The sequence below is a fragment of the Clostridiales bacterium genome, assembly GCA_015243575.1.
GTDB lineage: Bacteria > Bacillota > Clostridia > Peptostreptococcales > Anaerovoracaceae > Anoxybacterium > Anoxybacterium hadale.
In genome coordinates, this window is the sequence record CP042469.1 from 718,063 (window position 1) to 738,046 (window position 19,984).

The 19,984-nt window shown below is 41.1% G+C and carries 24 protein-coding genes and 1 pseudogene; 24 read left to right on the forward strand and 1 reads right to left on the reverse strand.

All coding sequences use genetic code 11. The annotated features are described in order from the left end of the window. Window positions 1-48: 48 nt before the first annotated feature. The 24 genes and pseudogenes from FRZ06_02975 (at window position 49) to FRZ06_03090 (ending at window position 17,880) form a co-directional block, all read left to right on the forward strand. A complete protein-coding gene (locus FRZ06_02975; protein QOX65808.1) occupies window positions 49-876 on the forward strand; it encodes a metallophosphoesterase in 828 nt (275 codons plus the stop codon). A 66-nt stretch (window positions 877-942) separates the two neighbouring features. Continuing rightward, window positions 943-1,290, forward strand: coding sequence for a hypothetical protein (locus FRZ06_02980; GenBank protein QOX62394.1), 348 nt, complete (start codon window positions 943-945; stop codon window positions 1,288-1,290). Between the two features lie 246 nt (window positions 1,291-1,536). Continuing rightward, window positions 1,537-1,713, forward strand: a complete 177-nt coding sequence (locus FRZ06_02985; GenBank protein ID QOX62395.1) for a PspC domain-containing protein — start codon at window positions 1,537-1,539, stop codon at window positions 1,711-1,713. 120 nt (window positions 1,714-1,833) lie between these two features. Beyond that, complete coding sequence (locus tag FRZ06_02990; protein ID QOX62396.1) at window positions 1,834-2,307, forward strand: hypothetical protein; 474 nt, start codon at window positions 1,834-1,836, stop codon at window positions 2,305-2,307. Between the two features lie 207 nt (window positions 2,308-2,514). Then, on the forward strand, window positions 2,515-3,138 hold the full coding sequence (locus tag FRZ06_02995; GenBank protein QOX65809.1) for a CatB-related O-acetyltransferase: 624 nt from the start codon (window positions 2,515-2,517) through the stop codon (window positions 3,136-3,138). A gap of 191 nt (window positions 3,139-3,329) precedes the next feature. After that, window positions 3,330-4,189: pseudogene (locus FRZ06_03000) on the forward strand (CPBP family intramembrane metalloprotease). A gap of 66 nt (window positions 4,190-4,255) precedes the next feature. Then, window positions 4,256-5,149, forward strand: coding sequence for a hypothetical protein (locus tag FRZ06_03005; GenBank protein QOX62397.1), 894 nt, complete (start codon window positions 4,256-4,258; stop codon window positions 5,147-5,149). 51 nt (window positions 5,150-5,200) lie between these two features. Next, complete coding sequence (locus tag FRZ06_03010; protein QOX62398.1) at window positions 5,201-5,653, forward strand: PaaI family thioesterase; 453 nt, start codon at window positions 5,201-5,203, stop codon at window positions 5,651-5,653. A 99-nt stretch (window positions 5,654-5,752) separates the two neighbouring features. Then, window positions 5,753-7,261, forward strand: coding sequence for a carboxypeptidase M32 (locus tag FRZ06_03015; GenBank protein QOX62399.1), 1,509 nt, complete (start codon window positions 5,753-5,755; stop codon window positions 7,259-7,261). Between the two features lie 134 nt (window positions 7,262-7,395). Further along, window positions 7,396-7,992: a DJ-1/PfpI family protein gene (locus FRZ06_03020; GenBank protein ID QOX62400.1), complete on the forward strand. Its 597-nt coding sequence runs from the start codon at window positions 7,396-7,398 to the stop codon at window positions 7,990-7,992. A 112-nt stretch (window positions 7,993-8,104) separates the two neighbouring features. Then, on the forward strand, window positions 8,105-8,518 hold the full coding sequence (locus FRZ06_03025; GenBank protein QOX62401.1) for a DUF3788 domain-containing protein: 414 nt from the start codon (window positions 8,105-8,107) through the stop codon (window positions 8,516-8,518). 29 nt (window positions 8,519-8,547) lie between these two features. After that, window positions 8,548-9,309, forward strand: a complete 762-nt coding sequence (locus FRZ06_03030) for an MBL fold metallo-hydrolase (GenBank protein QOX62402.1) — start codon at window positions 8,548-8,550, stop codon at window positions 9,307-9,309. A 23-nt stretch (window positions 9,310-9,332) separates the two neighbouring features. Continuing rightward, the gene (locus FRZ06_03035) at window positions 9,333-9,803 is read left to right on the forward strand and encodes a YbhB/YbcL family Raf kinase inhibitor-like protein (GenBank protein QOX62403.1); all 471 of its coding nucleotides are present in this window, start codon (window positions 9,333-9,335) and stop codon (window positions 9,801-9,803) included. 35 nt (window positions 9,804-9,838) lie between these two features. Beyond that, entirely contained in the window at window positions 9,839-10,255 is a 417-nt protein-coding gene (locus FRZ06_03040) for a hypothetical protein (protein ID QOX62404.1), read from the forward strand. A gap of 241 nt (window positions 10,256-10,496) precedes the next feature. Further along, entirely contained in the window at window positions 10,497-11,303 is an 807-nt protein-coding gene (locus FRZ06_03045) for an ion transporter (GenBank protein ID QOX62405.1), read from the forward strand. A gap of 48 nt (window positions 11,304-11,351) precedes the next feature. Further along, the gene (locus FRZ06_03050; GenBank protein QOX62406.1) at window positions 11,352-12,212 is read left to right on the forward strand and encodes a hypothetical protein; all 861 of its coding nucleotides are present in this window, start codon (window positions 11,352-11,354) and stop codon (window positions 12,210-12,212) included. Further along, complete coding sequence (locus FRZ06_03055) at window positions 12,209-12,631, forward strand: N-acetyltransferase (protein ID QOX62407.1); 423 nt, start codon at window positions 12,209-12,211, stop codon at window positions 12,629-12,631. Before FRZ06_03050 ends, FRZ06_03055 begins: the two co-directional genes overlap by 4 nt. A gap of 85 nt (window positions 12,632-12,716) precedes the next feature. Then, window positions 12,717-13,409 (forward strand): DinB family protein, encoded by a 693-nt coding sequence (locus FRZ06_03060; protein ID QOX62408.1) that lies wholly within the window; start codon window positions 12,717-12,719, stop codon window positions 13,407-13,409. Between the two features lie 16 nt (window positions 13,410-13,425). Then, window positions 13,426-14,571: a hypothetical protein gene (locus tag FRZ06_03065; protein QOX62409.1), complete on the forward strand. Its 1,146-nt coding sequence runs from the start codon at window positions 13,426-13,428 to the stop codon at window positions 14,569-14,571. After that, on the forward strand, window positions 14,546-14,782 hold the full coding sequence (locus FRZ06_03070; GenBank protein QOX62410.1) for a DUF2164 domain-containing protein: 237 nt from the start codon (window positions 14,546-14,548) through the stop codon (window positions 14,780-14,782). The genes FRZ06_03065 and FRZ06_03070 overlap by 26 nt, the downstream gene beginning before the upstream one ends. A 115-nt stretch (window positions 14,783-14,897) precedes the next feature. Further along, window positions 14,898-15,830 carry an AEC family transporter gene (locus FRZ06_03075; protein QOX62411.1) on the forward strand — a complete coding sequence of 311 codons (933 nt, stop codon included), beginning with the start codon at window positions 14,898-14,900 and terminating at the stop codon, window positions 15,828-15,830. Between the two features lie 155 nt (window positions 15,831-15,985). Then, window positions 15,986-16,468, forward strand: coding sequence for a sigma-70 family RNA polymerase sigma factor (locus FRZ06_03080; protein ID QOX62412.1), 483 nt, complete (start codon window positions 15,986-15,988; stop codon window positions 16,466-16,468). Continuing rightward, entirely contained in the window at window positions 16,465-17,091 is a 627-nt protein-coding gene (locus tag FRZ06_03085) for a hypothetical protein (GenBank protein ID QOX62413.1), read from the forward strand. The genes FRZ06_03080 and FRZ06_03085 overlap by 4 nt, the downstream gene beginning before the upstream one ends. A gap of 153 nt (window positions 17,092-17,244) precedes the next feature. Next, a complete protein-coding gene (locus FRZ06_03090; GenBank protein ID QOX62414.1) occupies window positions 17,245-17,880 on the forward strand; it encodes a DUF4397 domain-containing protein in 636 nt (211 codons plus the stop codon). Between the two features lie 97 nt (window positions 17,881-17,977). On the opposite strand, the gene FRZ06_03095 is transcribed toward FRZ06_03090, so the two are convergent. Then, window positions 17,978-19,849 (reverse strand): APC family permease, encoded by a 1,872-nt coding sequence (locus tag FRZ06_03095; protein ID QOX62415.1) that lies wholly within the window; start codon window positions 19,847-19,849, stop codon window positions 17,978-17,980. Window positions 19,850-19,984: the final 135 nt, after the last annotated feature.

Consider the following 19,984-nt stretch of genomic DNA (forward strand, 5'->3'; position numbering starts at 1 on the left):
CGAATTGTAAAAAAGTAAAGAGAGGGTTATGTATTGTGGCGTGCGAGTATTAGAAAAAGAAAAAGACTGATTATATTTGCAACAATAGTATCTGCCTTAGTATTTTTAATTGTTTTTGCTTTGAATGATAGATTGACTGTCAGATATTACGAAATTGAAAGCAATGAGATCCAAAATAATGTTCGCGTTGCTTTTGTTGCAGATTTACATAGCTGGTACTATGGCGAGGAGCAAAGGACGCTTCTTCGTTGTATTGATGATCAGCAGCCCGATCTTATATTGTTTGGTGGAGACATTGTAGACGATAATTTGCCGCAGGAAAATGCAGTTATTGTCCTTAAATCGTCGGCAGAAAAATATCCATGTTACTATGTCTCGGGAAATCATGAATATTGGAGCGGCAAGATTGATGATATAAAAAAAATGATTGAGGGATATGGTGTTATTGTCCTTGAGGGACAAAGCGAAACCATTACCATAAACCAACAGGCACTCAATATTTGCGGAGTTGACGATGCAGAAATCGGAGAGGATAATTTTATTCAGCAGATAGCAGATGCTGAAAGCCAAACTGACTCTACCTTATTTACGATTTTCATGGCGCATCGCCCTGAGTATATTGACACTTATCTGCAACATGATTTTGATTTGATTTTATCCGGCCATGCACATGGTGGTCTATGGAGGCTACCTGGAATTGTAAATGGCTTCTTCGCACCCAATCAGGGCTATTTCCCCAAATATGCGGGCGGAGCATACGAGTTTAATGAGAAAACCTTTATAGTGAGCCGTGGACTTTCGAAGACGACAGCCAGCATTCCTAGAGTTTTCAATCCTCCAGAGCTTGTGATAGTTGATATTGTTTCTACGAAGTGATATGGATTCTATGAACTAAATTACGTTTTCTTTATCTTGAAAGACATAGGGAATGAGGGGGAGAAAATGAGACTAAGAATTAATAAAATAGTTGATTCAAATGCGGCAACTATCTTTATGTTTTTGTATGGGTTAATCATCCAGATTGTTGCGCTGCCTGCCATTTATTATTATAGCTTGGTGTATCAAGAGGCTGCAGCGATGTTCGAAAGACTTGTTGTAATATGGTTTTGCATCCCCATTATATCTATTATTGCAATATTATTAGCAATTCTACAGATAATTAAAAGAAACAATCATGAGAAAAGGAAACTTCCAATGATTGGCTTGATTCTAAATTCACTATGGTTCTCAGCCTATCTAGTCACGCTGTATTTGGTCTTTGTTTGGAAAGCAGTTCCATTTCTTATATGATAATCCCCATTTTCTACCTGATGTGGTAGAATTAAAGAGATAGCTTATTCAGAAACAGACGATGGACAGGGAAGAGCGGTTAGACATTAATAGAAAAAAGGGAAGGGAACAGGGGGGAGGACTTACATGTTAACAACAATTTCACCTTTACTAATCTTAAGTGTGATACCCATCATATTTATCGTTCTTGCGATAAGATGGTCACGAAACAACAGGAACAATTATTACCAAGGAAGTCAATCTGGGATGTTGTGTAGAAGTCGCAATGATCGGGTAATCGCAGGAGTCTGCGGCGGGATTGCAGATCACTTTGGATGGAGTGCCACTGTAGTACGGTTGTTTTTTATTATTACTGGAGTGGGCATATTAACCTATGTCATTTTAGCGATTGTGATTCCTGATTCTCCAAGCTCCTTGCTATAAGAAAGGAAGGAAAAATGTTTTTACTTGTTGGTACTATAAGTCCACAGCCTGAAGGGAATGCTGATATATCATCGGACCTTTAAGCTTACCATCAGCGAATCTATGAGGTAGAGGATATCAATGCTAGGATTTCATTTAGAAGGTTTAATTATCTCCATACTGGCGGTATTGCCAAATCTAATGTTTGTCGTTTTCCCTCCGAATAATCTGCCAAAAGGCAATATAGAGAAACCCCATATGCTGTTTCAGTTGCTTGAAAAACTAGGACAGGGGGGGATCATGGCAATTCCGTTGCTGTTTGGCTTAAGCTTTTCGGGGGTTACGGGCAAAATTGCATTGGTGGGAATGATTATAACGCTGTGCTTTTACTACTATTGCTGGTTCAGGTATTTTAAATGCGGTAATGATTTTAGGCTCCTTTTTACACCGATTTTTGGAATCCCCATTCCCATGGCATTCAGCCCAATAATGTACTTTGCTTTCACAGCTCTTGCCATGAGGTCATTGACAATGACTATTGCGGTGCTTTCATTCGCGCTGGGCCATTTGGTTGTTAGTAAAACCACAGCCGCATATGTTAAGAATAATTCATAGAAAGTAGCGCCAACTACATGGTTTACTCACATAACAAGCCTCCCTTTTTCAGTGTGTATTGGAAGGGAATTCTAAGAAAATCAAGGTACCACTAGATACGATCAAAGATGCTAATAAATAACAATACCAAGGGGTGATAAGGTGAAAAGATGCATTGTAGTTACTGGAATAGTTAAATAAAAAATAAAATAGGAGGATTTTATGACTATTCCAGAAAAAATATATCCGAGAACGAATGATTTCGAAACAGTATATCTAAAAAGTGTAATTTCGAATCCCAATATCGTTGTTGGTGATTATACCATTTATCATGATTTTGTTTTAGATCCGGTGCTATTTGAAAAGAATAACGTACTATATCAGTACCCTGTCAATAATGACAAGTTATTAATAGGAAAGTTCTGTTCCATTGCATGTGGAGCAAAGTTCCTCTTCTCCAGTGCAAATCACACGCTTAAATCACTTTCCACCTACCCTTTTCCGATATTCTTTGAAGAGTGGAATCTCGATAAGAAAAACATCACTTCTGCATGGGATAACAAAGGTGATATTGTAATCGGCAATGATGTTTGGATCGGCTATGAAGCGGTGATCCTGTCTGGTGTTCGGATTGGTGATGGTGCAATTGTAGGATCAAGAGCAGTTGTAACAAAGGATATCCCACCCTATACAATTGTAGGTGGTGTTCCAGCGAAAACAATCAAGAAGCGCTTTGATGATGATGTCATCATGAAATTACTGCAGCTTCAGTGGTGGGACTGGCCCTTCGATAAGGTGCAGCAGCATCTGCAACAGATCATGAATGGAGAAGCTGACCAGCTATGGCTTTAATCAGCTATTTATTGTGAACAATAGGGAAGCCTGTAACCGGGCTTCCTCGCTGTTCTGCCTTCCAGTAAAAATTGGTTCACATTCAGTCTGCTGTTAGTCCCTGAAAACTGTGATCATCGCTTGATCGAATAATCTTTTTCATCAGCTATATTAGCAGAGCAGTTACATTATTAATCTTTTAGGAGAATTAGATGGTAGAAAACAAACTAGGAAATCCAATAAAATTAATCGCTATTGTTTACATCATATGTTTTTTGTTCAGGGCGATTGAATATTTCTTTATTCGTACTGATCAAACAATTTTCGGTGAAGCATTCTTACATAAACTCACTGGTATCATTGTGCTGGCAGTTGTTTTCGGTACTTCTCTTTCAAGTGGTCTGAAACAGGTTTTGTTAACAGGGCCATTGGGAAAAAAATACTATATGGTTTATTGCTTGGTGTCGCGGTATTCAGTATCTCTTATGGAATAGAATACTTTATACTTCTAAAGGGTGACAGCCCCTCCTTTCAGATCTTTTTGACGAGCTACTCTATTGAAGGCAATCGAGCGATCCAAAGCAGTCTCATGTTTTTTGTAATTTGCATTGCAGGAAACATCATCAATGTAATTATGGAAGAAGGTATTTTTCGTGGACTATTTGTTAAGCTTGCAGAAATAAAATATCCATTTATAAAAGCGACTATTTTGTCATCCGTCCTTTTTGGAATTTGGCATATCGCCGCTCCAATTAGAAGCCTTTTGGATGGAGAAATGAGTGTTGCCGGGACGGTACTATCTGCACTCCTGTTGATTTTAACAACAGGAATAGCGGGAGTGAAATTTTGTTTACTAACGAAAATTACCGGCTCTGTATGGATGTCTATGGCTGACCATTTTACGAACAACACGGTGATTAATCTTCTGCATGTCGTAACCTCCTCCGGTATGGATGAGTTGCAAGTGATTCGAATTTCAATCGCTCAAACCTTATCATTTCTGATTGTGCTAATTATTTACTGGAAAAGTGGCGCACACTACAAGCAGACGTTTCGAAAAACATATCTATAGCGGTCGTCACGTTAATCGCTTTGATGGAAATTTACTTATAATTCCTAGCACTGCCAGCGATTAGAGATGTTTCGAGATCTTAAGATCTCGAAATCAGAGTTATGCTGTAATGACATCGATATTTCCGACGATCAGGATCATCAAGAGCAAAAAGTCCGAATCTTACCTCGCCATATAATCGCGGTACTAGAAAATTATCAGTTAAAGAATATTACAGAGGAGAAATTTGCCGAGTGGGTTCAGACCGTTTGGTTCAGTGATTTTTTTGAATACTGTGATGAATGCAGTGATTGCATCTCTCTTTTGGCAGACGTTCAGGAAGAAGTTAATGAGGAGGTCCGAAGGCTTGATGATCACAAGATTGAAAAATACATACAAACATTATTGAACATTGATGAATCAGCAACCGGCAAGACAGAGATGGGGCTGAGATTTCTCATCAAAGAGCATCTGCTGTCAATTGTAGTAGGGCTTCAAGTTTTATATTCGGCTATCAAAATATTGATGTTTATCATTGCTGTGGTTGGAATTGAGCCGAAGATTTTAATTAATGCGATATCGATCATGATGTTACTACCTTATGTTTGTATCATATATCTCGGGGTCGAATTTCTTCGAGAGAGGCCCTTCGCTTGGTATGGGATCACAAGCAGTTTTCTATACCTACTTTATAAGAGTATCATTGAATGCATTATACTAGGAGTTGTTTTGTTATATGGTGATTCAATCGCTGGCTTTTATGAAATGTCGCTGTCAGCGGCGAAAGTGAATAATATTCCGATTATAATCGGTATCATCATCAGCATCTTTGTACTAAGGCTGCTACTGCAAAATGATACATTGACAAGTTTCAATTTAAAAGGAAAATCAAAATTGGTATTGATCTTGATCAATACGGGAATCGTAGTGGTCACCTGTGCACTGTATTTTGCGGTTGTACTACTGCTGGTAAAACATTAATACTCATGCGTTATAGCGGATAATACTATATTCTATAAGGAGGTAACTTGAATGAGTAGATTAAACGATATATTAGAACAAGAAAATTTTGAACAGGACGTTAGGGAACTCATTTGTACATTTAAGGAGAATAGCCGTGTAAGCAAGCTGATGAACCCAGAACTGGTGGACTTTAACAAAACGGAACAAACGATTACACTAGGCTTTCCTGTGCAGAAATATCAACTGAATGAGCATGATACGATGCATGCGGGGTTCATCGCTGCCGCTTTTGATGAGGCACTCGGTATTTTTGCCTCACATCTTTCCGGCGGAAAATCCACTGTTTCTATCAATATATCCTTAAACTATATCAAGCCAATTCCAAAGGATGACACCATTATGATAACTGCAAAAGCAACCTCTTTAGGGCGAACTCTGATCACAGTTTCTGGCGAATGCAGATTGAAAAGCAATGGATTACTTACGAACACTGCACTGGCAACCTTTGCGATTGTTGGATAGCCCATCAATATCATCACAGGTTACATAGGATAAACTACGCGATAAAAAAAGAAAGGATAGGATGATTATTGGCTTTACAATAATCATGCAGGGTCAAAAATGAATCAAGAAACAATTACAAAGATTGAAGAACTAAAAGAATATTTAAAAAAAATAGAGTATCTTAGCAGTACAATTGCGTTATTGCACTGGGACAGCGCTATTTATATGCCGAAAGAAGCAATAGAATACAGAAGCGAAATGATGGGATACTTATCAGGCGAGAGCTACAAGCTTACAACCTCAGAAACCATGAAAGCGTTCATTGATTATTTTCATGGTAAGGATGATTTAGATGATTTGACAAAGGCCATGGTAGAAAATATCAGAAAAGAGTATGACCACGCAATGAAAATTCCCGAGCCGGAATACGTTCAGTATGAAATCGATAAGGCACTCTCTCAAAGTGCATGGGAGGAAGCCAAAAAGAAAAAGGACTTCTCAATTTTCAAGCCTCATCTTGCTAAAATGATTGCGTATAATAAAAAGTTCTCCGAATACTGGGGGTTTGTGGGTAATAAGTACGACGGCCTTTTGGATCTCTATGAACCGGGAATGACGACAGAACGGCTTGATGTTGTCTTTGGAGAATTGAGAGAATCACTGGTTTCGTTGCTTCAAAGAATTAATAATTCAAAGATCAAAACCGACGATGCTTTCTTGAAAGGGAATTACTCGGTTGAAAGCCAGAGAAAGCTAGGGGAATCCATTTTAGGTAAAATCGGGTATGACTATGAAAAAAGAGGAAGAATCGATGAATCGGAGCATCCCTTTACGACCAACTTCGGGAACAAGGACGTCAGGATAACCACAAAATACGATCCTTCTGATTTCAGACCAGCCATCTTTTCAATGATCCACGAAGGCGGCCATGGAATCTACGAACAAAATGTTTCGGACGAACTTACAGGAACTTCTTTAGCTTCCGGAGCATCCATGGGCATGCACGAATCTCAATCACGGTTTTATGAGAATATTCTTGGAAAGAGCAAGGCGTTTTGGAGCTATTTCTACCCGGAATTTCAGAATGCCTATCCAGAGCTCAATGGAGTTGAACTGATGTCGTTTTATCGGGCAATCAACTGCGTGGAGTCATCTTTAATCAGGATTGATGCAGATGAATTAACGTATAGCCTACATGTCATCATTCGATATGAAATGGAAAAGCTCCTGATTGATGGTGAGGTTGACATTGATGACGTTCCGAGGCTTTGGAATGAAAAATATAAGGAGTATCTGGGTGTAACGCCGGAAAACGATGCGGAAGGAATCTTGCAGGATGTTCATTGGTCCGGCGGAGATTTCGGATATTTTCCAACCTATGCCCTTGGCAACCTGTATGGATCTCAAATTTTCAATAAGCTGAAAGAGGAAGTTCCGGATTGGAATCAAAAAATCTGCAGCGGAGACTTTGCATCGATTACCAAATGGTTAAAGGAAAACGTTCATCAGTATGGTGCAACCTTAAAGCCTGCGGAATTAATCAAAAAAGTTACTGGTGAGGAGCTGAGCGCGAAATACTTTATCGCGTATCTCAATGATAAATTCGGTGCGTTATACGAGGTATAAGCACTTTTAGACGTTGATCTGTATCAGGAGAATTCTATCCTGAATTTGGCTGTGCTCATGGTAGATGGCCTTTTCTAATTTGGCATAAGAGTGCTGTATAATAGATTAGAAAATTCGTTGAGGGAGTGATATCAGTGAAGAACTTTTGTGTAATTTTATTTCATGATTTTGAAACCTTGGATGTTTTTGGACCGGTAGAAGTAATGGGCAAACTGAATCAGCACTATCGTATTGAATTCTATTCAGAACATGGGGGCCTTGTAACGAGCAGTCAAAATGTCAAAGTGCAGACTCTTCCAATTACTGAACTTAATGGACTGAATGAACTGGATGTTCTGCTTATACCAGGCGGCATTGGAACCAGAAGTGAAGTGAACAATCAAGCTTTCATTCAGATACTAAAACAGATCTCAAACCGTGCCCAATTTGTGCTGACTGTTTGTACTGGTGCGGCTTTATTGGCAAGGACTGGTCTGCTTAAGAACAGAAAAGCTACCACCAATAAGATGGCGTTCGATTGGGTTGCGAATCTGGATCAAGAGGTTCAATGGATCAGAAAAGCAAGATGGGTTGCCGACGGTAAATACTACACTTCATCAGGGGTATCCGCCGGCATAGATATGACTTTGGGATTTATTGGTGATATAATAGGAATGGAGGCTGCGGAAAGGATCTCGACGGGTATTGAATATATCTGGAACAAAGATCGTAATGATGATCCGTTCTGTTAGAATCATGGAAAAATAGAAAGCATTTACAAGACTAATCAATTCCATTTATTGGCTTATGAAAACGATTGTTTTATCAAGAGAGAATTCAAAAGAGGTTAAGGGGGAATCGATCATGCTGGAAAAAGCACCGACAAAGGAAGAGATGGTTTGTTTGATAGGACAACCATTATTTGATGTTTGGAACGCGCTGTGTGAACGGATTGAATCAAGGTATGAGATGGACCGTTTTTGGAATCATGGCGGCAAGAAGTGGACGTATGAATATAAATATCGAAGAGGCGGAAAAACCTTATGTGCTTTATATGCGAAAGAAAATGTTTTCGGCTTCATGATCATTTTTGGAAAAGAGGAACGGGAAAAATTTGAAGAAGCCAGGAGTGATTATTCTCTGGAGGTGCAGAAAATCTATGATGATGCTACAACCTATCACGATGGAAAATGGGTGATGTTTGAGTTGACAGATACCTCTCTGTTTTCTGATATGGAAAAGCTTCTGCGGATCAAGCGAAAGCCGAATATAAAATAACTGTACAATTATTGGAAAGGAATCAATATATGCATGATTGGTTTACAATAGACCGCATTGACGCGGATACATACATCATCAGCGAATACCGGCATTGGGAAGAAACGCACTGTTACCTTCTGAACGGCTCTGAGCGCAGCCTGCTGATTGATACTGGACTCGGAATCTGTAACATTCATGATGAAGTGAAGAAACTGGCAGACAAGCCGATTACGGCCATCGCCACACATATTCATTGGGATCATGTCGGAGGCCACAAATATTTCCCGGATTTTTATGCGCATAAGGATGAACTCAATTGGCTCAGCGGTGAGTTCCCTCTTACCATGGAACAGATCAAAGATATGGTCGTTGACCGCTGCGACCTTCCGGAAGGCTATGATGTCAACCGTTATGAATTCTTTCAGGGGACGCCGACAAAGGTACTGCAAGATTGTGAAGTAATTGACCTTGGGAACCGCCGCATTCAGATTCTCCACACACCTGGACATTCCCCGGGACATATGTGCTTTTGGGAAGAGCAACGAGGTTATATTTTTACAGGTGATTTGGTCTATAAAGACACCTTGTTTGCATACTATCCATCCACAGATCCAAAGGCTTATCTCGTTTCTTTGGAGAGGATTTCTGCATTGCCGGTGAAACGCGTTTTCCCGGCACATCACACGCTGGATATTCAGCCAGAAATCCTGAGCCGGATGCGTGATGCTTTCCGCAACCTCCAAGCTGGAGGGCAGCTGCATCATGGCAGCGGAACTTTTGATTTTGGGGACTGGGCTGTATGGTTATAGAATTTCCACGGAGGACAACAAACATGCAACCATTGACCGTTAAGAGCAACGCCTTTGAAGAAGGCGGCCTTATACCAATCAGATACACTGCCCGCGGGGAGGATTTATCGCCGGATTTTGAATTGGAGGGCATCGTTGATCATGCAGAGTCCATCGCCATAACGTGTGATGATGCGTCCCATCCGTTATTTCCAAACTATAACCACTGGGTGATCTGGAATATTCCTGTACAAGAGATTATTAAGGAAGGCATACCGCGGGGTGCAACTGTGGACAGCCTGGGCGGGGCCATACAGGGAATTGCTTACGGCAGAAATAGGTATAAAGGCCCGAAACCACCGTTGAATGCCTTTCATACATATGTGTTTACTGTTTATGTATTGGATTGTAAAATAGATTTGAGTCCCAAAAGCAGAAAGCGGGATCTTTTGAATCAAATGGAGGGGCATATTTTACAACAGGCAACCCTTTTAGGTAAATTTAAGAACCGCTGATCATATCTTTAGCAGGCAATAAGGAGGTCGACTCAATGAAGAAAAAACTAGGAATAGCCGGAATCACCCTTTTCATCATCATTGTAAGCATTCTCTATTTCTCAACTACTGCTCCTATTGCAAAAGATATGGCCGAAGTGCAGATCCAACGGGTGAGTGTACTGAACAGTAAATATGAAGACCAGGATTTCACTGATCATATCGATTGTGAGATACTGGCACAAATTCTGAGTAACTATAAACGAAGTAGGTTGCCATATGATTTTGCACCTTATCAAGCAGCAGTAGGCGATATCGACATCGGGTATTTTGATCACGGTGATTTGAAACATATTTCACTTGGCAGTGTCAATGTTGTATACGACAGTGCTGACAGGGGAGGGTATAAGATTCATAATTCTTCCGAATTAGTAAGCCAGATTCAAGAGATGATCAAAAAGAGAAGAGCATAGAACAAAATACTGAAAGGGGAGTCCAATGATAGAGAAACATTTAAATCTATTCTATCCCCAGTGGCAGGGATTGGGGACTGAGCAGAAATCTATTATTTTTTTGATTACAATACTTTTGACCGGCAGCTGCTCCTGAGGATTTGAATTAACAGGCTATAACTATAAGAACTTAATTTTAAACGAAGCAGGCTAAACCGGAAAATGTCCGTGAAAACAGCCTTGAAGAAACGCATGGGGATTTATGAGTAAGATAGACAAATGGAAAGATAAACTGCATGACATCATTTTTGAATCAGCAACGCCAGCTGGTAAGGCCTTTGATATTGTACTGATTATTGCAATTGCCTGCAGCAGCATGCTTCTTATGGCAGCTAGTGTTCCGGAGCTTCAAGAACAATATGGTACGATCATGGCATATGGAGATATCTTTTTCTTCACCTGCTTTTCGATCGAGTATGTTCTTCGTATCTTTTGTTCAAACCGAAGACTCAGATATATTAGGAGTTTTTTCGGTATTATTGACTTGATGGCGATTCTGCCGGTGTTCATTGGATTTTTCCTTCCGGCTGCGAATTACCTCATTTCAGTCAGGATCTTCCGCTTATTGCGAATCTTCCGGATACTTAGAATGTTTCGTTATGTTGGAGAATCCAGATTGCTGCTTCGTTCCCTACAAGCCAGCGGGCCAAAGATTGTCGTATTTATCATTGCAATTTTTTCAATTGTTACCATAGTCGGAACACTGATGTATGTAGTTGAAGGCCCCGAAAACGGGTACGCAAGCATTCCTGAATCCATGTATTGGGCTATCGTGACAATTTCCACGGTTGGCTATGGGGATATCTCTCCCCAGACAGGCTTTGGAAAGTTTCTGGCAAGTGTGCTGATGATAACAGCATATGGTGTTTTGGCTGTCCCGACAGGTATCATCTCCTACGAACTGGCACAGAATGCAAGACTCAGCATGGCAAAGAGATGTCTGAACTGCGAGGCCATATACGATGATACGGATCATTATTGCAGAAAATGCGGTAACAAATTGAAATAATATATGGTATAATATGGTATTCGGATTAGATTAAGGGGGAAAATTATCGTGAACTATGATAACGAAAACAAAGGGACTTTTAGTGATGAGGAACAGCTGCTCAACACTGGGCAGAAATTGAAAATCGGTACCGTGCTAAAGCAAATAATTTTCGCCTATAGGGCTGGATGGCGCCAGTTTTTGGTGCTGTCATTGCTTACAATAATTTCACTGCTTGGGATGGCTGCGACGGAAGTAATCGTATTCTATTCGCTTCCTGCAGCAATCATTTTGTTTCTTTTATCGCTGGCATCGCTTTACTATTTATTTCGAGCGAATGCGGGGATCATTCTTCTGACAAGAGATCTATTTGAAGGAAGGAAACGGACCGTGAAGGAATCCTATCACCAAACAAAAGGTTTGGCCGGAACGTATTTTGCAGTTTCACTCCTCTATGGCTTAATTTTGATCCTTCCCGCTATAGGAATCGGTATATCTTATGAGCTGATCCACAATACTGCTATAAAATATGGAGTGATCGTTCTGTTAGCGATACCACTGGTATTTCTTGCCGCTAGATATTCTATGGCTATTCCTGAAGCAATCCTTCTTGGAACGAATCGTGAGTTCAAAAACAGCAAGCTGTTGGTAAAGGGTAATTTCTGGCAAGTTCTAACTGTGCTGATTGTAGCGGAAGGAGTTATCATACTACTTTCTCAGAGCTTGGTTCAAGTGTCAGAAAGCAATTTTGGACTTGCTACAGCGATTTTACTGGTTGTGATTCAAATGGTCTTTCAAGTGCTGACTGCCCCCATTTATGGAATTGCCCCAACGATCCTGTATCTGAACTTGAATGAAAGAAAGCAAAGGATTGGGCTTCCTTCTCTTAACGACGAGAAGCTCGATGGGATGGAAGGCGAGCAAAAATGATCAGAAAAGTCGAACAAAATGAAACAGATCTCGTGATGAACATCTGGCTTGAAACCAACGTAAAAGCCCATGATTTTATAGAACGAAGTTACTGGGAAGGCAATTTTGAACTTGTTAAGGAAATGCTGCCTGATTCAGAGGTATTTGTCTATGAGCAGAACCATATCGTTCAAGGATTTATAGGACTAATGGACCAGTACATTGCCGGAATCTTTGTAAAAGCAGACGGTCAATCCAAAGGGATCGGAAAAGCACTGCTTAACTATGTGATGGAAAGTCATTCTGAATTATCATTACATGTATACAAAAAGAATATAAGGGCAGTTGAGTTCTATGTGAGGGAAGGCTTTGATGTTGTCAAGGTACAAGTTGATGAAAATACCGGTGAAGTGGAGCTTGCAATGAACTGGGCAAAATAAATGGTTCAATTCGGTAAGCGAAAAAGAATAATCCAAATACGCTTTGGGAAACTTCAAGATTCGGCCAACAGAATGGGAGAGATCAATGAGTATTACGTCTGAATGGAATGTAAAACAAAAACAGCTGAAAGAGATCATACGAAAGCCGGAGCGGTATCCTGATGCACAGGAGCTTTTTCTCAACATGCATCAGTCAGTACATTTTGCAGAAATGAGTAAATGCGAAGAGACGCTGATGGATCAGTTGTGGGATGGTCTGGAGCGGAATGAATTTGCCATTATGCCGACGGAGAAAGATGTAACCATTGCATGGGATATCTGGCACATAACCAGGATTGAAGATCTAACAATGAATCTATTGGTCAACGAATCGGAACAGGTTCTGAATTCGCGGTGGTTATCTCGTCTGCATACGCAGGTAACAGATACTGGAAACGCAATGACTGATGATGAGATCATGGAATTCAGCAAAAGTATCGATCCGGTGATATTAAAAGAATATCGGATTGCTGTCGGTGCAAAGACGCAAGAAATCTTGAAAAACCTTAAAGCCGAGGATATGAAGAGAAAAATCAAGCGTGAAGATCTTGCAAGGATACGGGATGTACAAGGGGTAACCGAGCATCCCGAAAGCATCTGGCTGCTGGATTTTTGGGGGAAGAAGGATGTTGCCGGTATTATACTGATGCCCATAACAAGGCACCAGCTCGTACATATTAATGAAGGGTCTCATATCAAGGAAGCCATAAGAAGAAAAAATGTGTTCTATCGAATCTGAAAGGAAGGGTATGCTTATGATGAACATGGCCCGAGCCTTTATTCTGGCTTTTTCTTTGTGCCTGACAGGAATTCTGTTGATGGGATGTTCTCATGACGTTTCCAGTGAGCGCAATTATTTGCTCAAGGGAGAAAACGATGAGTGGGATGTGGATTATCGGATCACCTTTACCACTACGTTTCCGGAAGAAAACGGAAAACAATATGCTAAGAGGTCGAAATCAAATCTGATTACTGTAACCTTTAAGAAAGACCTCGCGGAGCTAGCAGAAGTTAAAAATATGAAGATCAGTTACAAGGACAGCTTTGGCAGTGGCGGTTATGAAGAACAAAACTATGATGAACCACTGGAAAAAACGGTGTTTCGCTTGGGTGGAGGCAAGTCGTCTTCCAAATCAGAACTTGTAGGATTTCTGGCAAAGCCAGAAAATTTCTATCAAGCAATGACAATTTACGGAAGCCCTGCAGGAGATGGTGCAGATAACGCTTACGCAACAGTGACGGTTGAATCGGATGATCGAATACAGCAGATACAACTGCAGCGGGTTAGAGAAATCGTTCATAAGATCGATTTCTTAGAGATTCTTAAGAAACAATTATCAGGGATTCAGGTTCCAAGCTATTATTTCAGCGAACTTAATCTTGTAAAACCAGATTTACAATTGGTTAAGGTAAATACCCGTATTTCCGCCGGTTGGCTCACTAACAGTGAAGAAGGCAGCACAGAACAGGCTCCTGAGGAATTATTTTACGAGTTTATGATCAAAAATGCAGCAAAATCCCAGACTGGAGATTTTTACCGTATGGGAATGGTCGATCTACAAATGGTCCCTGGAGACCGGCTAAGCAGTATCATGAACCAAATTACCGGTCATCCTAACAATGGGGTTGACGGAGTGTCTGATGCGGGTTTTGGGATAATGACGAAAGGTGATTTTTTCAACTCTGAGGAGGAGTGTGAAATCATATTCTCATATGATCTCCAGCCATATGAAACCTCGAGTTTGAATGAACGTATCGCCCTTTCTGAAGAGCAGAAGAAGGAGCTTCTGGATCGTGCTTTGGATGCTGTATTAATCATAAAATATAAAGGAGAACCCCTCGCTCAGTTTAACCTGGAGGACATGGAGGAAAACGATGAAGAAGAATCAACAAAGGATTAAATTATCCAAAGAAACGAAGGATCATATGATTACGGAAATAAAGCGCTATTATCTGAACGAAAGAGATGAAGAACTGGGGGATTTAGCTGCGGCCCTATTTCTTGATTTTATCATTGAGGAGCTGGCGCCTGAATTTTACAACCAGGGTGTATATGATTCCTGCAACTTCATGAAAGATAAGAGTGAGGATTTACTCACGATTCAAATCTAAAAAACGGAACTTTGGGCTGAAAAATTGCCAAATAAAAATAATTGTTACATTCACATCACGATAAGAAAAACCTGCGGAACCCTTCAGATCCCGCGGTAAGCAAAGAAAGGCTACAATGAACTACTTTAATGTTATCAATGAAATTATTGCACTAATTCTTCTAATGCTGCTGGGCTTTGTCTGCTATAAGATCAAGCTGTTTAACAAACAGTCTTCCCAGATGATGAGTACTCTTGTCATAAAAATTACATTTCCTTTATTGATCATCGTATCAATGAATCGAGAGTTTACAAAAGAGCTAATGCACAACAGTTTGATCCTAATCGGAATTTCCATTGTTGCTTATGCTGTTATTTTGTTTTTTGCTGAATGGTGGGGACGAAAAACCAATAAGCCTCATGAGAAGTCTGCTGTTCTAAAGTGGATTTTTGTCTTTGGAAACTGTTCCTTTATGGGATTTCCGGTGGTGAATGCAATCTATGGGGGTGTGGGCGTATTTTATGCTGCAGTCTTCAACATGTTTTATATTTTCCTAATGTTTTCTTACGGGATTGCTATTTTGCAAAAAGGGGCATTGAAAGACGTTTGGAAAAGCCTCCTGAATCCCGGTCTAATTGCAACAATCATAGGGTTTGCTATGTTTTCCTTCCAGTTGACGCTGCCTTATGTGATTCTGAGGCCTATGCAGATGGTCAGTGATATGACGATTCCGCTGGCACTAATCGTTACCGGAATCAGTCTTGCTCAGATTCCTTTTCGAGAGCTTATTCGGCCTGTTGACATTTGGGTCGTCAGTTTCCTGAGGCTGATCCTGCTGCCTGCTGCGGTGCTGCTCATTCTTCCGCTGTTTCATTTAAATCAGTATTTGATTGCGATCCCGGCAATCCTGCTGGGTACACCAGCTGCTTTGACGGCGGGAGCATTTGCGATGAACTACGGGCTTGATGATCAACTTGCCAGCAAGGGTGTAGTGCTGACCAATTTTCTGTCCGTCATTACGATGCCCATTGTAGTCTGGGCTGTCATGCTGGCAATACAGGCCGGATAACCAGCGTATCATAGTTTTTAGAACGGTACTAGCGTATCTTTTTGAGATTGAAATGTGTGAAGAGGAATCTTTGATTCCTTATTCACACTTTTTCTTTTTATTTTTTGTAACGAAATTTTGTTAGATTGGATTTATGCAGTGAAGGAGGGTCGTATATGTTTGAAACAGAGGATATCTATCAGGAATACGCCCAAATCATTTATAAATATCTCATGAGTCTTTGCAGTGACGCGAACCTTGCAGAGGAGCTTACCCAAGAAACCGTTTTTCAGGCGATAAAGTCATCCAAAAGGTATGATGGCAGCTGCAAGATTTCAACGTGGCTCTGTCAGATTGCAAAACATCTGTGGTATCAGGAGCTGGATCGGAGGAAACGAAAAGGGACAGTGCTTTTGGAGGATCATTTCGTTTCAGATGACCTGACACCTGAAGAGCAAACAGGACTTTCAATGGAGAAAATGGAACTCTTCAAAGCAGTTCACGTTTTGGATGTGACATCAAAGGAGGTCATTTTACTTCGCATTACAGGAGCGTTTAGCTTCCGTGAAATCGGAGAAATATTTGAAAAAAATGAAAACTGGGCGAGAGTCACTTTTTATCGTGCAAAACAGAGAATTGTGAAAGGACATAAAAAATGAAGTGTGAAATTATACAAGATTTAATTCCAAGCTATATAGACGGTCTGACAAGTGATGAAAGCAACCATGAAGTGGAGGAGCATTTTAAGACGTGCCCCAATTGTGCTGCCGTATGTGAACAGATGAGAGGAGAACTTCAACCTGATCGCTCGAAGTTGAATTCGGATGAGGTAAAGACTGCAATAAGGCCATTTAAGAAATTAAATCGTAGAATTTTTCAGTCTGTTTTGATTACGCTTGCGGTCTGTGCCTTTGCTGCGATCTGCTATTTTTATTTCTTCGCAATCGGATGGATGGTGGATTCCAAAGATATGAAGATCTCCTATGCTGTCGAAGATGGTGCGCTTCGTATTAATTTTGAATTGACCAACGGTATGGTGCTCACTCCCTGGAGAGATCGAAGCAGCTTTCCCAATTCGGCATTCTCCTTTAGAGAGTGCTACAGCAGCATACTTGATGATCAGGGACAATATCCAAACCAGTTTTCCCATGGAATACAGCATTTTAAGGAGGATGGATCTGTGGATCCCTTTACGGAGGAAGACCTTGTTATACTGAAATTTAAAGACAAGACCGAGATCTTGCACTTGAAGAAAGTCGCTGAAGACATGGGGCTGCAATAGCTGGAATTTCATTGGTTTAGAGGGATCAAAGGATTAGAAACAGGTGAGAACTTCTAGACAAGGATCAACTCACCTGAATAGGAACATATCCATAAATACCGCATATGTTATTAAGGATCATAAAAATTAAATATCATATGTGGAGGTGATAGAATGTATTCTAACACAAACGACGACTATGGGATGCAATTCCACAGAACGCCCACAACGGGTTATATCCGCGTTCTGCATGCAGTTCCCGATGCTCCCAATGTAGATGTGTATGCCAATGATGATCTGATCGCAGCCGATCTGGCTTTTGGTGAAAGCACGGATTATATTGCTGCGGCTCCTGGGGATTACATCATAACCGTCTATGCTGCGGGCACACAAGAAAATCCTGTATTGAGCAACACGCTCACTTTGGAAGAGAATGCAAACGCAACAGTTGCTGCCATTGGAACCATGGACAATTTGCAGCTTCTGGCCATTCCTGATTCGGATTTGGTTATGGAAGCAGGCACCCCAATGGTTCGATTCGTACACCTTTCTCCCAACGCACCGGCTGTTGATGTGACACTCCCCACCGGGAGGCTGCTTTTCAGTGACGTGGCATTTACACAACGAACCCCCTATATTCCGGCTCCACCCAGAACATATACGCTTCAAGTCAGAGTTGCCGGAAGCCCTGATGTCGTACTTACTGTACCGGATGTGACCTTTGAGCCGAGCATGATGTATACCATTTATGCCATCGGTCTTGCAGGGGATGAACCTGAACTTCAGGCTCTGATGCTGACTGACAGATAGTGTAAAAACACCCCAACGTTTGAACCTGATATGCTCCCTAATGAGCACGAACGTTGGGGTGTTTTTTATTGAAGTTTCCAAAAAGCGGAGATTTAAACTACCTTTTGCTGGCTAGATGCTTCTGAAAGTAATGATCATCCTTCAGCTGAAGCGGCATATTGCTAACAACGATATGCTTATGCTTCAGCAATTTTTTTTCAATATACTTTCGTGTATTTCCATGAAGCAGTGCATGCCACCATTTTCTCACGACAAAACTTGAAAGCAGCACCGTAATCATATCACCGGGGGTATGGTCGTACTCAGCAGATTCAATGAAGCGAATCAGAGGTTCAACCACTTTTCTGTAGGGCGAGAGTTTAATAACCAGTGGGATGTCAGTGTTCAGCTTGTTGTACTTCTCCAGGATTATTTTTCCTTCCTCCTCGCTCATCACCACGGTAAATGCAGTTACCTCCTCGCAGATCGTTTTCGCATATCTCAGCGCGCGCACACTGGCAACATTGACACTTTCGATGGGGACAATGATCTTGTTATGATATTCCAGCTTTGATAGATCGGCGGTTTCGTATTCGCTTCCCTTGATCTTAAGTTGTTCTTTCACTGCAACATAGTGTACGTAAACTTTCATTTGAAGAAATACCAGGATGGGTATGAGAATGAGGATGATCCAGGAACCTTCCTCAAATTTTGCAATGGAAATAATCACCACAACCGTTGCAGTGAGCAGGGCACCGAATCCGTTAATTGCAGCTTTGAAGTGCCAATTCTTGCTTCGCTCTCGTCTCCATTTTATAAACATCCCGCTTTGGGACAACGTGAAGGAGATAAAAACGCCTACGGCGTACAGGCCAATCAATGAAGTCACGTTTGCTTGAAAGCCTATAATCAGCAGTGCTGAGACTGCAGAAAGGAGCAGTATGCCGTTATCATAGCTGAGCTTGTCACCTCTCATGCTAAGCTGCTGCGGTGCGTATTTTTCTTTTGCCATGACAGCGATTAACATGGGGAACCCTGTATAAGCTGTATTTGCAGCCAGGATCAAAATCACAAAGGTGGTAGTGGTGATGTAGTAAAAGAAAAAATTGTGACCGAAAATCTCTTCTGCGATGAGGATCAACATAGCCCCTTCCTCACTGGGGATCACGTGATAATAATTGGCAATAACCGAAGTTCCTCCAAACAGCAGTAAAATGATCATTGATAGGATGAGCAATACAGTCTTAGCATATTTTGTGGATGGATCTTTAAAGTTGGGCACTGCGTTGCTCACTGCTTCCACTCCCGTGAGAGCGGTACAACCACTGGCAAATGCTTTCAGCATGATCAGCAGACTTATGGCTCCCAGGGGTTTTTCAAAATTTGGTTCTTTGGGAATATATCCGTTCTGCAGTTTGATGGCACCTCCGATGATCAGAATTAGAATGCCTAAAATAAAGGCATACGCTGGAACTCCAAATACTTTGGAAGATTCTCGGATGCCGCGCAGATTCCCGATCATCAGTAGGATGACCAGTGCTGACGCAATCATCACACGGTAAGGCTGAAGCCCTCCGAAAGCGGAAGTAATCTGCTCAACGCCAGATGAAACGCTGACTGCCACCGTTAAGATGTAGTCCGCTGCCAAGGCGGCACCGGCTACCATTCCGGCTGTATTTCCTAAATTTTCCTTGGAAACCATAAAGGCACCGCCTCCATTGGGGTAACTGTCAATGGTCTGTCTGTAGGAGAGCATCAAAACCAATAAAAGGCCGATGATACAGCCTGATAAGAGTGACATTTTTCCGTAAGCAGCCACCCCTATCATGGGAATCAACACGAGAAGCATCTCCTGTCCGGCATAAGCAACAGAAGAGATGGCGTCCGAGGAGAGAATGGGAAGTCCCCAAAGGATCCCTAGCTTTTCACCGTGTAAATCAGATGTTTTCAATGGTTTTCCCAAGATAATCTTTCTTAATTTTTCTATCATAATTCTGTCACTGCCATTTTCAAGGCAGTGAATTCCCTCCATCAGTGATTTCAAAATAAAAATATTGTTCTTAACAATAACGATAATTGATTGTAGATTAAAATAGTATAAAGAAAACCGATCAGGGCATTAAGA

Bases quoted from the DNA above. Each gene is read 5' to 3' on its own strand.
- FRZ06_03080 (QOX62412.1), top strand. From the start codon at position 15,986: ATGTTTGAAACAGAGGATATCTATCAGGAATACGCCCAAATCATTTAT.
- FRZ06_02990 (QOX62396.1), top strand. From the start codon at position 1,834: ATGCTAGGATTTCATTTAGAAGGTTTAATTATCTCCATACTGGCGGTA.
- FRZ06_03060 (QOX62408.1), top strand. From the start codon at position 12,717: ATGAGTATTACGTCTGAATGGAATGTAAAACAAAAACAGCTGAAAGAG.
- FRZ06_03095 (QOX62415.1), bottom strand. From the start codon at position 19,849: ATGATAGAAAAATTAAGAAAGATTATCTTGGGAAAACCATTGAAAACA.
- FRZ06_03090 (QOX62414.1), top strand. From the start codon at position 17,245: ATGTATTCTAACACAAACGACGACTATGGGATGCAATTCCACAGAACG.
- FRZ06_03075 (QOX62411.1), top strand. From the start codon at position 14,898: ATGAACTACTTTAATGTTATCAATGAAATTATTGCACTAATTCTTCTA.
- FRZ06_03045 (QOX62405.1), top strand. From the start codon at position 10,497: ATGAGTAAGATAGACAAATGGAAAGATAAACTGCATGACATCATTTTT.
- FRZ06_03070 (QOX62410.1), top strand. From the start codon at position 14,546: ATGAAGAAGAATCAACAAAGGATTAAATTATCCAAAGAAACGAAGGAT.
- FRZ06_03085 (QOX62413.1), top strand. From the start codon at position 16,465: ATGAAGTGTGAAATTATACAAGATTTAATTCCAAGCTATATAGACGGT.
- FRZ06_02980 (QOX62394.1), top strand. From the start codon at position 943: ATGAGACTAAGAATTAATAAAATAGTTGATTCAAATGCGGCAACTATC.
- FRZ06_03005 (QOX62397.1), top strand. From the start codon at position 4,256: ATGTTTCGAGATCTTAAGATCTCGAAATCAGAGTTATGCTGTAATGAC.
- FRZ06_03030 (QOX62402.1), top strand. From the start codon at position 8,548: ATGCATGATTGGTTTACAATAGACCGCATTGACGCGGATACATACATC.
- FRZ06_03015 (QOX62399.1), top strand. From the start codon at position 5,753: ATGAATCAAGAAACAATTACAAAGATTGAAGAACTAAAAGAATATTTA.
- FRZ06_03065 (QOX62409.1), top strand. From the start codon at position 13,426: ATGATGAACATGGCCCGAGCCTTTATTCTGGCTTTTTCTTTGTGCCTG.
- FRZ06_03035 (QOX62403.1), top strand. From the start codon at position 9,333: ATGCAACCATTGACCGTTAAGAGCAACGCCTTTGAAGAAGGCGGCCTT.
- FRZ06_03040 (QOX62404.1), top strand. From the start codon at position 9,839: ATGAAGAAAAAACTAGGAATAGCCGGAATCACCCTTTTCATCATCATT.
- FRZ06_02985 (QOX62395.1), top strand. From the start codon at position 1,537: ATGTTGTGTAGAAGTCGCAATGATCGGGTAATCGCAGGAGTCTGCGGC.
- FRZ06_03010 (QOX62398.1), top strand. From the start codon at position 5,201: ATGAGTAGATTAAACGATATATTAGAACAAGAAAATTTTGAACAGGAC.
- FRZ06_03055 (QOX62407.1), top strand. From the start codon at position 12,209: ATGATCAGAAAAGTCGAACAAAATGAAACAGATCTCGTGATGAACATC.
- FRZ06_03025 (QOX62401.1), top strand. From the start codon at position 8,105: ATGCTGGAAAAAGCACCGACAAAGGAAGAGATGGTTTGTTTGATAGGA.